Here is a 14,503-nt window from a genome sequence, read left to right as displayed (position 1 = left end):
AAACTACGCAACTTGACCAAGCTTAGTAGCTTCAGGAACTTCAATCAATTGTCCTGTTTTGACATCGTAGATATAGCCATAGATCGGAATTTCATTCGGAACTAAGGGATGCAAACGAATTCGTTGGACATCTGTATAGACGCTTTTAGCTTGGTCATCAATAGTTAACCAATTGATAAACTTGCCTTCGCCCGATCCCGACCCAGATCCAATATCTGACCAACCTATTTCATTTAGCTTGGCTGTTTTGAGGCTACTAGAAAGTAAATTGCTGATGATTTCATTAGTGAAGGTTTCCATCCCGCAATTAGTGTGATGAATTACAAACCATTCACGCGTACCAAGTAATTTATAAGAAATCACTAAAGAGCGAATCGCATCATCGCTAGCACGTCCACCTGCATTACGAATTACATGGGCATCTCCTTCGGCTAGTCCAGCAAATTTAGCTGGGTCAAGTCGAGCATCCATGCACGTGAGAATTGCAAACCGACGAGATGGGGGTATAGTGAGATTACCTTTATCACCGAATTTATCAGTGTAACTAAGATTAGCTGCCAGAACTTCTTCTACAATTTGGCTCATTTTGAGTTGATATGGGCGATCGCTAGTAGGGGCGCAAGGCCTTACGCCCCTACTAACGGTGTGGTTCAAATACACGAAAACTGATGTAATTTGTTTGACGCAGAGGCGCAAAGAGTAGGAGTTTAAGACAAGTTTCTACGATCTATGCGGGGTAAAAGACCAATGTTCGGAGTTCGATACTTTCTCGTGGGGGAGCGTTGGCTGGGCTGGTGGGGTCTTCAAAGGCTGTATGGGCGGCAAAGCGGGCGTATCCGTCTTCTGCGGAGTCGAAGCATTTGATAAATACAGCTTCGTTTCTGTGCATTTGCGGAAAGTAGAACCATTTATGTTCGGAGTTATACGTGACACCGTATGTCTCACCAACCCGATCGCGGTAGACAAGATCGCCAGCTACAAGGTCTGTGGGTGCAATACTTTGCGCGTCACACAGTGCTAAAGGTGACTCTTGGATTGGTTGTGCGATCGCTCGCCAAACATTGATGATGGCAAATCGTTGTTTTAGTAACGTATCAATATCATCATCATCTATGCCTCGCGCTGCTAGTTCCAAACGGGCGCGAGTATAGCCTGATTTGGCGGTGAAGTCGTTGTGTACGCGCTTGGCGGGTTCTTTAATATCATTCTCACCTGGCTTTGACTGACCGGCGTTACGCAAGGTATGATCGAATATCACTACTTTAGTTCCACCTGTCACCTCTTTTAACAATTGCTCGGCTTCTGGATAGTAAACGCGGCGTATTTCGTCTTCATCGTAAAAGTTGCGGACATTAGTATTATGTCCAGTAAAGGCGAATCCTTCTCGATCTAACGAGATGTTCTCTGAGATGGAACGAGCGTTGTAAATTGGCAGTTTGTGCGTCTGATAAGTTGCATTCGTGCGAGGAATCCCGGTTGGCGGTTCGTAAGTATAGTTAACAGGTTTTTCTGCCATTGGAACCAGGTAAGTGAGGTTAGCCTCTACGGATGGCAGTTCTTGGGAAATCGGTCTATCTAGAACTTGGTTATTTAAGCTCATAGGTCATCCCATTTTGGATTTTGGTTAATTTTTGGTCAATACTCAACAGTTAACGGTTCACTCCCCATTACCATACCTTTGTGCCCTATTTTTGAGATGCACCAACGGGAACAGGTTCACCGAGAACCTTGGCGAATCTTTGCAAATAGAAGTCCACAGGGTTTGCTACTGCTTGGATTGAGGAGCGATCGCTTAACCTGTTCCACCATGTCTGCAAACGAGGTGTTTCTGCTGGTAGTGTGAATTTGCGGAAGTGTTCTAAGAGTGGTAAACGTTCAAACCAGGGATAGAAGCTGATATCAACTAGGCTAAATTGATCTCCTAAGAAGTAATCACCTTTGCCTAATCCTTCTTGTTCAATATATAAAAGCGCTTCTGTGAACTCTTTTCGTCCTTGTTCTTGTTCGGTGCTATCTTTACCGCGCAAAAATTTGTTAAAAGCCGGGACAAGGCGAGTATTGGCGTAGTCTATCCAAATCCGAGCGATCGCTTTAGCTGCGGGATCGCGGGGTAACAAAGGTGGCTCTGGAAAAACTTCATCTAGATATTCATTGATAATGGCGGACTCGTAAATTTCAACATCCCCATGTTTGATAGCCGGAACTTTACCATAGTGCGAAATCTGCGTGTACCCATCTGGTTTATTTTGTAAGTCAATTTCTATCGGGGTGAAGTCAATGCCTTTTTCCAGTAAGACTACACGAGTACGTTGAGAAAAGGTAGAGGCTTTGGCGAAGTACAGTTGGATGTTGCTCATGAAATTTTTTCCTTGTAATAATCGTGACATGTAGACTAGTTGAGATTGCACAACTCAAACTAAACCAATAAAACAGAAGCTGTTCATGAGCGATCGCCCACTATGGATGAAAGAAACCATTCTGTTTTCTGATTAGTGCAGTTAAATAATTGACTGGCAGGTATCTACATGAACTAGATGGTATACTACAGTTTATCGGTCGATTTAATGTATTTTAAATAGTATACAGTCTTTATGAAAATATGCATACCTAATTATTTGTGCAACCAAATAAATAGCTAGACATAATCAGGCGTTTGTACTCTGGGATGCTTTTTGTTGGCTGTGGCGTTTATCGCTCATTCGCAATCCTTACTGGCCACATCTGGCAGCTAAACAACTTGGACACGATAAACTCTGGCCTGTTCCATGCGATCGCGCTTGGCTGCGATCTCAACTGGGTTTAATTGAGCATCAACCACCTCAAACCCTTGCTGTTTACCGGTAGGGGTTGTAGCTATTCGACCAAACATGGTATTATATGCATTCTAGTTATCATAGTGCTATTTTTTACTTCAATACTAAGCATACAAAATTTCTGTTTTGCTAACATTAAGCTTTGCTAATACTATTTCAAGGCTGGTGATATGCAAGGCTGCTAAAACTTCATCAAAAAAATTAGTAGAGACATTGGATTTCAACGTTTTTACCAATGTCCTCATCCGTGCAAATTATTTTAATCCAAAGGTAATAGGTTAAAGGAAAAAACACTATGAATAGAGTGAACACAAAGCGCACGAAAGGCAACACAACCTAACAACTAGAAACGTCTATCCCCCCTTAATCCTGGTTTGCTACTCTCAAAAAACAATAATCGAATCTAGATTCTGAGATTTAGGTTGAATCAAACTTTGAAGCTTTATTTTTTAACATAAACTAAAAATTGTAGACAAAAAGTAGAAACCAAAACTCGATAAAGTTTTGGGTTATTGCATTCTAAAAAAGTGACAAAAGAGGATAAAAAAGGGGCGAATGGATCTCTTGTGCGTAAGTTTTAACAACGAACAAAGGATGAAAATATTAAACAGGGTTGGAATAATTTGCAAAGAAGGAAAAACTGATGATACCAAGTAATAGAGTAAAAGTCCAAAAACACAAACCAAAGTTTTTTTTTGAAATTCCACCTGCGCTTAAATCTGTAAACTTTTCTTGTTTCGTTATTGGACAAAGTTTATCTTTTTTTGGGTCTTGGATGACTCAAATTGCTTTGGTATGGCTAGTTTATCAGCTAACTAATTCGGCTGTATTAGTGGGTGTAGCTGGATTTACAAATCAAGCTATGGGCTTAATTATTACACCATTGGTAGGAGTATTGCTAGATCGCTGGAACTTACGATATGTTCTATTAACTACTCAGCTAGTATCTATTCTGCTATCTTCTACCTTAACCTTTTTAACTCTTAGCGATAACATCAATGTTGCATGGATTATTGTCATTGGCACGCTTCAGGGAACGGTAAAAGCTTTCGATTTACCAGCACGTCAGGTAATTATTCCCAGACTTCTGGATAAGAAATCAGATACTTATAGTGCAATGGCTTTCCATTCATTCTTGATTAATACAGCGAAGTTTGTTAGCCCGATGATTGGGGGTTTACTGATTGCTAGGTCTGGTGCAGCTTCCTGCTTTTTAGTAGATAGTATCAGCTATCTACCATTTGTATCTGCAATCTTAACTATCAAAGTTAACCCAGTTATCAATAATTCCTTGGCTCAAAAAGCAAAAATATGGAAAAACCTTAAAGAAGGGTTTGTTTACGCATACGAATTTCTGCCGATTAGATATTTATTAATATTACAATTTATTATTTGTTTTATGGGAATGACTCATGTAAATCTAGTGCCGATTTTTGCTCAAGAAGTACTAAAGGGAAACGCTGAAACTATGGGCTTTCTGATGACAGCTTCGGCTTTTGGCTCCATAGTTTCAGGTATTTATCTCATTTCTAGAAAAAATGTTATGGGACTGGGAAAAATTATAGCAATATCTGCTGCACTTTTAGGTTTAGGTTTAACAGTTTTTTCTCGCTCAAACAATTTGGAGATTTGTCTATTATTCATGTTTATCATCGGTATGAATAATACTCTCACCTTGGCTTCAATCAATAACTTTGTACAATCAATTCTTCCTGATGAAGACAAAAGAGGTAGAGTAACTAGTATATTTACAACTGGTTTTTTAGGAATACTACCTTTTGGTAATTTATTTTTTGGAGCATTAACAGGTTACTTTGGTGTTAATAATTCTTTATTATTTGGCGGTGTTTGTTGCATTTTAGGAGCATATTTTTTTAGTAGACAACTGCCCCAAATAAGAAAAATAGTGCATCCAATTTATGCAGAGTTGGGCTTAATTGCCCAGTCCAATAAAGGCTAAATCCGCTTTGATGGGATGTTGTCTGGAAGCGATGTCTATGACGGGCTACGCCTACTCGTAGTTCTCTCAACTCAACCTTTCAACAACAACCGCCTTTGTTGATACTCGATCAAAACCCACCGCGTTGCGTTTTATCCACAGTCTCAAGCAGAGAATACAACACTGTGTGCTGTTACTCTAGGGTTTCCCGTTCTTGCTAAGTTTATTGTAAAAACCTCTTGATTTTTATCATCGATTGTGAGAAAGTCTGATTTAACATCTATAAAATACGGTAAATCGATAGATTTACGGTAATATATAGCTTGACTGGAAGCAAGCCGTGGTTTTAGCTGTGCTTTAATCCGGCAACATTCGATTGCACTGATTACAACTACAAAAGTATAACAGCCATGCAATGAAGGCATAATATCGGCATTCAGTGCTGGTATGACTGTCAGGAGAATCATATCAAGTTTGGATGATTACTTCTAATAAAATCTATCAATTTAGGTTGGGTTTAACGGCAGTCAAACCCAACCTAAACAAGGATCAAATGTTGGGTTTGACTGCGAGAAGCCCTTTCTCTAGGAGATGCTATTCGCATTAGATTCTAGGTTCTTCAATCAACCGTAACCTACAGATATTATTAAGTGTTTAACCGAACTTGATATCACTCTTATGCAAGTTACCTTCCATTACCAGTAAAGTAACCCCAGATATCATCCCAAATCAGATTCAATTTCCCTGTTTCTCTGGGAGTGGGCATTTTCTGTGTGGCTAGTTGTTCTAGTTTTCAGATGCTCATGTATTCACTTATGACTAAATTTTTGGATTATTTTTTTTAGTGGAGAACATCTCATGCAAGTAGATCCAAATTCTCATCAAAATTCCGAGCAAACTACTCAGGCTAATAGCGAAATAGATAAACTGAAACAACCCCGTGTAGCTAGCAAACGTTTCTTTGGTAGTCACGCCAGCAGACGCTCATTTCTTGGTCGCGCCGGTTTGTTTAGTGCAGCTAGTGTTGTGGCAGGGGTTTTCAGCTCATCTCTTTCCTTGAAGAAAGGAGGAAATGTTGTCCAGGCCCAAAGACCTCCTGCAACGTTTACTCCTGCAACGTTTAACTATAGCAACTTTCGTAATAGAGCTTTTCAAGTACGTACAAGAGCAGCCAAGGTTAATTCGGAAGTTCCTATTCCTCCTCATCCCACCAATGGAGATGAGGCGAAGTATGCTAACAAAATTGCGACGGATACACGAGGATTACCCCATAACAAGCTGGGCGAAGTGGATCTGAAGGCTTATCAATCTTTTATTAATGCGTTGACCTCCGATGATCCCAATGAGTATGAAAATATCATCCTGGGTGGCAAACGCAAGCTGGTACAACCGCTCGGTCCATTAGCGGTTAGCTTGAGTGGGCTGAATCCGACCCAATTGACAATTCCAGTGCCACCTACCCTCGATAGTGCAGAGCAGGCGGCTGAATTCCTCGAAGTTGCTTGGCAACAACTGTTGCAGGATATACCCTTTAGTGAGTTCCGCAATAATACAACTAACCCGCTGATTCTGGCAGCAGTTCAGGATCTGAATCGGTTGTCAGCATTCAAAGGGCCTAAACAGAACGGACGAGTTACACCCGAACTCCTATTTCGAGGCACCGCGATTTACGTTAATGGCTCTGGTGGAACGACTTACTACACGTTACCAGGGGTAGATGTGGGGCCATACGTCTCCCAGTTTTTACTGCGTCCTGTGCCCGCAGGAACACAGAGTTATGTTCAGCTTAACCGTGTTCCCCTAGCTATTCCTGAAAACAGTTTTCAAACCAACTATAACGAGTGGTTGCTGGTGCAAAATGGTGGCGATCCTGGTCGAACGATTAAATTTGACCCAACCCCTCGCTATTTTATCAACGGGCGCGACCAGTCAGAGATTGCCCACACACCACCACCCGTCTATGCAAATGCTGCTCTAATTCTACTCGCCAAGCCAGTCATTAATGACTTCCTAGCTGGTGGCGTTGGCTCACCTTACAATCCCGGTAATCCTTATAACAACTCGAAGACCCAAGCGGGTGGTACTGCGACATTTGGCCCAGGGTATTCACAATCTCTCATCGCTTGGGTTGCTCCACATGCAATCAGAGCGGCTTATTGGCAGAAGTACTATGTTCACCGTCGTCTGCGAGCAGAGGCTTATGGTGGGTTGGTTCACAACAACAAGGTGAATAAAACAAACTATCCGATTCACCCCGATGTTTTTAACTCAGAAGTACTAGACCGCTTCTTTAGTAAAAACAAATCTTATTTGCTACCGCAAGCTTTTCCTGAAGGGGCACCATTCCACTCTTCTTATCCAGGGGGCGCTTCGGTGTCCGCAGGTGCCAGTGTCACCATTTTGAAAGCACTATTTGATGAAAGTTATGTGATTCCGAATCCGGTGGTACCCGATCCCAAAGATCCCACCAAGTTGATTCCCTATCAAGGGCCACTGCTGACCGTGGGCGGCGAATTAAACAAACTGGCGGCAAATATTGGCTTGGGTCGTGATAGTGCTGGGATTCACTGGCGCACAGATGCAGCAGCGTCGTTAGCCCTTGGCGAAGCGATCGCAATTAGTATTCTCAGAGATGAGAAGCTAACGTTCCGCGAAAAATTTGCAGGTTTCACCTTCACCAAGTTTGATGGTACAAGAATCACAATTTAAGGCTTTAACTGTTTAGAAAATATAGAGACGCGAAATATCGTGTCTCTATATTTACTTAAATCCTATTTAGTTTCAGAGTTTTACAATGTCTGATCTTCGGAGATTTTACTCTCGGTCGCGATCTATGTTATTGAGCATAGCAGTAGCGATAGCTTTGCTAACGTCTTCAACGAACGCGCTCTTGATATCTACAACACAAGCACTCAATCCCAAAAATATAGTATCAGCAAAAGAAGCATCACCGGACATAGAACTAGCTAAGAAAATCGGTAAAGAAATTATTGCTGCTTGTCCTGTTGTCTCTGATGCTAAAAATTTAGCTGCCTTCAACTCATGCGCTGACAAACTCGCTAAACTAACAACCCTCCGCGAAACCATGAATGCACCCTTCTTGTGGGGCGCTCAAAGCAAAGTCGGTAATTATAATCTCAAAGATAATCAAACAACTGAATTTAATCCATTAGTTTGGCGTCGCATTTACCTAGCTACTTTTATGTTCAAAGGTGAACCAAAGGTTGAACAGGTAAACAATTTAATTGTGATTCACCTTCCCATTCAGTTCCGTAATCAGCTTGATATTGGCGCTTATCCTTATCCTTTTTGGCACTCATCGAAAAAGTGGAATTCTTACCAGCAAAGTACTGAATTACTTCTGTTTCTAGAACAGAAAAAGCTTAAAGGGGCGCTGCGTTCAGCTGTGGTTGACCCACAAAGACCAGTAGTAAATCATGTATGGGATGGTAATTGGGTTTGGAATGATGCTCATGGTGAGAAACAACCTTATGTGACACTGTATACTCGTTTGTTTTCTCCATCGAACCCATACGTTGCTAAAGTTGATGCTGCTTATCGTGCATTTGAGGTTAATTTACGTCAACACGCTTGTGTTGTTTGTCATAGTCCAGACAACGCGGCTAAACAAAATCCTTTAGTAATGCTGAGTTATCCAAATCAAGCGCTCTCATTACGACACGAAACGGTACGCCAAATCAAAGAAAAACTGATGCCACCTCCGACTGGTATCGTTAACGATCAAGAGCGACAAAAGCTAGTTGAACTCGCCCAAACATTTGCCCAAGCAGGCGACCAAGCTCTAGCTTACGAAGGAGAAAAATAACTTCTTTCAAGTTCATTCAAACAACTGGTGATTGAATCTGATGTGGTGCTGTCTGTGCTAGTTCCTCAGCTAAGAAAATCGACTGAGAATATTACATGATTTCACGATCGCCATCGTTTCCTCAGCCACAAAACCACAAAACCAACAATAATTCCAACTATCAGACTAGAGCTAAAAGGGTAGTCGCAAACATAAGGGATTTTAGGGAAAATATCTTTCTTACTTTCTTTACTACAAAAATCTTTGGCGGGTGATTGTAGTAGAGAATTTGTTGCTATTACTGAACCAGCAACAGCTACTAATTCTTGAAAATTGCGATCGCGTTCTGCTTTCTCGACTTCTATGCGACTGCGAGTAGCGTTAATTGTATCTTCTAAAAGCTGCAACCCAAGCTGCATATTTTCGATATCTTTAGTAATTTGTGGTAAATATTTTTTGTTAGCTAGTCCGCTAAATTCTTCTAAAAAATCTAACTGATTATTTTGACCTGCTTTTTCTTGAATCAAAGCCAAGCGAATTTGATAATTAGATAAATTAATTTCAATTATTTGTTTTTGGAAAGAGAGGTTGAGTAAGTCGATTGTGTATTGTTGGAGAATGTTGTCAATGTTTTTTAAAATCTTGCGAGAATTGGTAATGCTCTGCTTTTCTTGCCAAGAATTGCTTAGGTTAGTAATTTTTCTATTTTCTTCAATCTGTTTATAATGATTGAGCAGAGATTCTTTGACTAAACGACTTTGCCAATAAGCCCACGAAATCTTACTTCGATAACAAAATAAACCCATCCAATCTTTATAAAATTCCGCAGCTTTTTCTGCGCTCTCTCGATTATTGTAAATAGTAATAATCACATCATATTCATTACTATTTAGAGAACTTGTTACGTTTTTTAGGCTCTGATTTATATATTGCGAGCGTCCTAATTCAAAAACTTTACCATCTAAAAAAGTACCTTTTTCTGGTTGCCAAGAAGTATCTTTAAATAAAGCATAATAGCAATCTTTGGCAATATCTTCATGGCTCTGAGATGAGTTTTCTGCTAGCCAACCAGAAAGCAACCAGGTTTTTCCAATTAGTTTCAGTTCTTTATTTAGTTTTTGTTCGATTTCAGTCTTTAAAATTGCAAAAGACTTAGCTGGTTGACTCTCAGTTTGATTATTAATAGAACAATCTATTTGTAAGCCATAAGTATCATTTAATCTAACAGCATAATAGTATCCTTCTAAACTTTTATTGTCGGGAATAAAGTTAATTTGAGGAGGGTGGGTAATCTCTAAATACTCGGTTTCAATGTCAGGATCGTAGAATTGAGTATCAGAAGGTAATTGTTCTAAAAAAGCTGCTTTGTTTTTTTGCGTTTCTGCGTCAGTTGTGTTTAAAGAACTTTTTAAAGCATATAGAAACAAATCAAGTGTAGGATAGATTAAATCGCTCATCACAAGGGCAAAACTAATTTGATTGATTGGATTGAGATAAAAGTTGTTTCCATTTTTCTAAAAATTTGACTTGTTTTACTGTTTCTTCTGGTTGAGAAGAACTCCCAACAATGACTACAACATTATTGAGTTGGCTTTCGTAACCTGTAGCTTCATATTTGGGTTTAAAGCCTCTAGTTATTGGATACTTGTCAAAAGTATTGAGGCTACTAATTTCTGCTTCAGTTGGAAGTAAATCATGAGGAATTTCTTCTAGATTATCTAATTGAGATTTATAAAATTGATAAGATTGATTTAAGTCAGGATTAGGAGTAATTATTTCTAATAAACGTCCTTTAATATAGTCTTCCCAAGCTTTGGGTTGGGTGTCTAATTGCTTTGCAACTTCTTTTAAATTCTGTTTTTCTTGTTCTTTGAGGGCGGTTTTTAAGTCTTGAAACGCCAATAGAAAAGCAATGATAGTATTGTCAGCCTTGGTCTTCATAGGTTTTTATACCAAACTCACTACGACTAATATAAATATAATTTAGAATGAGATGATTACAGCAGATACCTTGATGTTCAGTTTTGATTCTTTATGTCTAGAAAGAATAATTTACACAATAAAACGTTATTTATTATACCTGTTATTGCGGAAATTAATATAGTTTATTGCACGCAGGACTTATATCATGTCCGCCAAATTACCCATAATAAAAGAACCCCACCCCCAACCCCTCCCGAAGAGCGGGGCTACGGTGTACACACAAGTCAAATTACCCCCCTTAATCCCCCCTTGTAAAGCTACCGTGTATACACAAGTCGAGTTGGCAATCAAATCAACAAAAAACAACAGAAAATTTTTTTTAAAATCTTTGATTTTCCGTTAGGACTCTATCAATAAGCTGACACTATTGATAATCAGTTCGCTTAACTCAAAACCTTGCCTACCAAGGCTTGTATCTTACCAGGCAATGATTTTAGGACTTGTGTATACACCGTAGCCTTGTAAAGGGGGGAAATAAGAAATCTAGTTCCCTCCCCTTTACAAGGGGAGGGTTAGGGTGGGGTAAAACCTTGGGTTAATCAGCTATTTCAGACTTGTGTGTACACTGTAGGCCTGCGGGGAGGGGAGACAAAGCACAGCTTTGGTGGGGTGGGGTTCTTCGGGTTTAATAAGCAATCAAGCGGACATGATATTACGCAACAATAACGTAATTTCGTCATTGCGACCGTTCGCTGTTAGCGTTTCCGCAGGGTAGGGAAGCGATCGCAAAGCCTTATTTTTTCTCAGAGGTGCGTAAGTCCTAGCACGGTTTCCTAGTTATTTTCCGTAGAAACTAAAGAATGCTGTGGATTAGGTATTAAAGCTGTGGACAGATTGTGTCTACAGTTCAAAAAAAAGTTCTAATGGTTAGTCAGGTAATAAAAATGGCATCGGAATGGGCGGCTCAAGTTATTGGAATTAATTATTACCCAGAGTACACCACCCTAAAGCCGCTAACAGCAGCAGCAGAAGATGCTGAGAAAATTGCCCAGCAATTAGAACAATACGGTTATAGACCTTTTCGCGCTCAATGTTTACCTAGAACTTTAAACCAGAAGGGAGAAAGTAAAATCGATCGCCTTGGGGCGGTAAAGGTGCAAGAATTACAAGAAGCCATAGCTAATCTTTTCAATCCTCCTCTTCCTAACCCCAGCCCAGAAACAGCGTTATTCTTCTTTTCAGGACATGGGTGGTGCAAAACTGTAGCGGGAGAAGAAGAAGTATTTCTAGCTACCAGTGATGTTTTACCGGAAGCAGAAGTTTATGGTATACCTTTAAGTTGGTTGGGTGAGCAGTTGCAAATAAGTCAGGCTAAACGAGTGGTTGTTTGGCTAGATTGCTGCTATAGCGGTGAATTGTTAAAATTTATTCCTACAGATAAAGACTACTGTTTTATTACTGCAACCCGTTCCTATGAAACTGGAGTCGAAATTCCCCACACGCAGGGGTTGTTGACGCAGGCGTTACTCGCAGGATTGAACCCGGAAAATGACGCAGATGGGATTATCAATAGCCACAAATTGGCAGATTTCATTATCAGCCGAATGCCGAATACAGTCCAGCGTCCGTTAATTGCCAATTCGCCACGAGCAATTCTGCTGACTACTAAGTTTTCTCAAAAAAGCTTTCAGGATAAGTGTCCTTATCGTTCGCTGTCGTATTTTACCGAGACAAAGGAAGATGCTGAGGTTTTTTATGGGCGGAGTGCGCTAACTCAGCAGTTGATTCAACAGGTAAGAGATAAGCATCGCCTAATTGCTGTATTAGGTGCTTCCGGTAGTGGAAAATCATCTATGTTACGGGCTGGGTTACTCTACCAGCTGAAGCTAGGACAAGAGATTCCAGGGAGCGATCGCTGGACTTATATTACACCGTTTACGCCAAAAGAATCTCCTGTTAACAGTTTACAGGAGGCTTTTGCACTCTCCTTGCCTAGATCCCCCCAACCCCCCTTAAAAAAGGGGGGCGAAGAATCTCTTAAAGTTTCTCTTCAAAAGGGAAGCGAAGAATCTCTTAAAGTCCCCCTTTTGAAGGGGGATTTAGGGGGATCTAAAAACTTAGGCGGGACAACGGAAAATATTGCTCATGTCATCGGCGAGGAGTTAAAAGCATTAAACACACCAGTCATCTTGATTATCGACCAGTTTGAAGAATGCTTTACTATGTGCGATGACAGCCAGCGCCAAGAATTCTTTGACTGTTTGCAAGAATTAATTGACTGTACAGATAACCTTTATATTTTCATTGGGATGCGATCGGATTTTCGGGCGAGATGGCGAGAATATCCCGAATTTGCCAGCAGAATTCATAAACCTTACATCAACGTCGAACACCTAAACCGTGAAGAAATTGAAGAAGCGGTTACTAAACCGGCTGATTGGGTAGGATTAGGGATAGAGGGCAGGTTAAAACAGCAACTAATTAATGATGTTGAAGATTACCCCGGAAGTTTGCCTTTGCTGCAATATACCCTGACAGAATTGTGGCGTGAATCGAGAAATCAAGGCGATGAACTTCTCAGCCTGAAAACTTATCAGGATTTAGGCGGGGTGGAAGGAACGCTACAGAAACGCGCTGATGCAGTCTACAAAAGTCTTTTACCAACAGAAAAAACTGTGGCGCGGCGGATTTTTCTAGAATTGACGCAAATGGGAGAAACCACAGATGTACGGCGGCGCGTGCGTTTGGGCGAGTTGGTTAATTCCCATCATTCCTTTAATCTTTTGCAATACGTAAGTGAGAAGTTAGCAAATAAAGATGCCCGATTAATTACCAAGACGGATGAGCCGGATTCCCAGGATGTAATTTTAGATGTTGTCCACGAAGCCTTAATCCGCCACTGGCAAATGTTGCGGGAGTGGAAAGAGGAATATAAGTCGGGAATAGGCATTGAGCGACAGATTGAAGCAGAAGCCCAAGAATGGGAGAGGAATGATAAAAAGTCAGGATTCCTGAGAAAAGATGACAGATTAGCAGTAGCAGAGGGATATTTAGCTAGCTTTGGTGATTGGCAGATGCTCAATGGGGTAGCCGAGGAGTATATTCACCAAAGTCAAGAACTGCAAAATCGCCTGGTTCGAGAAGAAAAAGAACGCCAACAAGAAAAGCTGGCAGCAGCACGGCGGCAAAGGCAAAGTCGAGTTGTTACATTGTTTAGTATGGGGTTAGCTGGAGTAGCTATCTTTGCAGGTTATCAATGGTATAACGCTCAAAACAAAGCCAAGGAAGCAACAGAACAAAGTGCCATTGCTCTGGCGCAAACTTCGGAAGCTTCCCTACTGTCCGACAGGCAACTTGAGGCTGCGGTTGCAGCTACACAATCAGGTAGACAACTCTTAGGTAGACAAATTAAAAATGACAATTTAGAACAAACGGCTAACCAGCAAGCTGTATTTGCATTAAAGCAAGCAATTTATAATATCCAAGAGCGGAACAGCTTGGAAGGGCATAGTAATGCGGTCTACAGTGTAGCATTTAGCCCCGATGGCAAGACCATCGCTTCTGCAAGTGCTGACAAAACCGTCAAACTCTGGGATGCGGCTACAGGTAAATCAATCACCACCCTCAAGGGGCATAGCGATGCGGTCTACAGTGTAGCATTTAGCCCCGATGGCAAGACCATCGCTTCTGCAAGTGCTGACAAAACCGTCAAACTCTGGGATGCGGCTACAGGTAAATCAATCACCACCCTCAAGGGGCATACCTCTGGGGTCAATAGCGTCGCATTTAGCCCCGATGGCAAGACCATCGCTTCTGCTAGTGATGACAAAACCGTCAAACTCTGGGATGCGGCTACAGGTAAATCAATCACCACCCTCAAGGGGCATAGCGATGCGGTCTACAGTGTAGCATTTAGCCCCGATGGCAAGACCATCGCTTCTGCTAGTGATGACAAAACCGTCAAACTTTGGGATGCGGCTACAGGTAAATCAATCACCACCCTCAACGGGCATAGCGATAAGG

General features: G+C 41.1%; 10 protein-coding genes. 4 read left to right on the top strand and 6 right to left on the bottom strand.

Features of this window, described 5'->3' with window-relative positions; all coding sequences use genetic code 11:
- Positions 1-3: 3 nt before the first annotated feature.
- The 4 genes from RMY64_RS30775 to RMY64_RS30760 all read right to left on the bottom strand — a co-directional run bounded on the left by RMY64_RS30775 (position 4) and on the right by RMY64_RS30760 (position 2,869).
- Positions 4-585: a carbonic anhydrase gene (locus RMY64_RS30775; RefSeq protein WP_322702009.1), complete on the bottom strand. Its 582-nt coding sequence runs from the start codon at positions 583-585 to the stop codon at positions 4-6.
- A 142-nt stretch (positions 586-727) separates the two neighbouring features.
- The gene (locus RMY64_RS30770) at positions 728-1,600 is read right to left on the bottom strand and encodes a CmcJ/NvfI family oxidoreductase (RefSeq protein ID WP_322702008.1); all 873 of its coding nucleotides are present in this window, start codon (positions 1,598-1,600) and stop codon (positions 728-730) included.
- Positions 1,601-1,685: 85 nt separating this feature from the next.
- Positions 1,686-2,357 (bottom strand): glutathione S-transferase family protein, encoded by a 672-nt coding sequence (locus RMY64_RS30765; protein ID WP_322702007.1) that lies wholly within the window; start codon positions 2,355-2,357, stop codon positions 1,686-1,688.
- Positions 2,358-2,728: 371 nt separating this feature from the next.
- The gene (locus RMY64_RS30760) at positions 2,729-2,869 is read right to left on the bottom strand and encodes a hypothetical protein (RefSeq protein WP_322673420.1); all 141 of its coding nucleotides are present in this window, start codon (positions 2,867-2,869) and stop codon (positions 2,729-2,731) included.
- Positions 2,870-3,456: 587 nt separating this feature from the next.
- On the opposite strand from RMY64_RS30760, the gene RMY64_RS30755 reads away from it, so the two are divergent.
- From RMY64_RS30755 to RMY64_RS30745, 3 genes are all read left to right on the top strand, one after another.
- Positions 3,457-4,773, top strand: a complete 1,317-nt coding sequence (locus RMY64_RS30755; RefSeq protein WP_322702006.1) for an MFS transporter — start codon at positions 3,457-3,459, stop codon at positions 4,771-4,773.
- Positions 4,774-5,610: 837 nt separating this feature from the next.
- On the top strand, positions 5,611-7,461 hold the full coding sequence (locus RMY64_RS30750; protein ID WP_322702005.1) for a vanadium-dependent haloperoxidase: 1,851 nt from the start codon (positions 5,611-5,613) through the stop codon (positions 7,459-7,461).
- Positions 7,462-7,546: 85 nt separating this feature from the next.
- A complete protein-coding gene (locus RMY64_RS30745; RefSeq protein WP_322702004.1) occupies positions 7,547-8,578 on the top strand; it encodes a cytochrome c in 1,032 nt (343 codons plus the stop codon).
- Between the two features lie 101 nt (positions 8,579-8,679).
- Here RMY64_RS30745 and RMY64_RS30740 read toward each other — a convergent pair whose 3' ends face one another.
- Together RMY64_RS30740 and RMY64_RS30735 are read right to left on the bottom strand one after the other, a co-directional pair.
- Positions 8,680-10,014 (bottom strand): hypothetical protein, encoded by a 1,335-nt coding sequence (locus RMY64_RS30740; protein ID WP_322702003.1) that lies wholly within the window; start codon positions 10,012-10,014, stop codon positions 8,680-8,682.
- 13 nt (positions 10,015-10,027) lie between these two features.
- The gene (locus RMY64_RS30735; protein WP_322673414.1) at positions 10,028-10,498 is read right to left on the bottom strand and encodes a hypothetical protein; all 471 of its coding nucleotides are present in this window, start codon (positions 10,496-10,498) and stop codon (positions 10,028-10,030) included.
- Between the two features lie 926 nt (positions 10,499-11,424).
- Between RMY64_RS30735 and RMY64_RS30730 the strand changes: the two genes are divergently transcribed.
- Positions 11,425-14,503, top strand: a 3,079-nt coding sequence (locus RMY64_RS30730; RefSeq protein ID WP_322702002.1) for a caspase family protein, incomplete at its 3' end; no start/stop codon positions are given.

It is taken from the genome of Nostoc sp. DedQUE08, from assembly GCF_034530895.1.
GTDB lineage: Bacteria > Cyanobacteriota > Cyanobacteriia > Cyanobacteriales > Nostocaceae > Nostoc.
The sequence above is the reverse complement of the archived record's forward strand: the minus strand, read 5'-3'. Positions and strand labels throughout refer to the sequence as shown.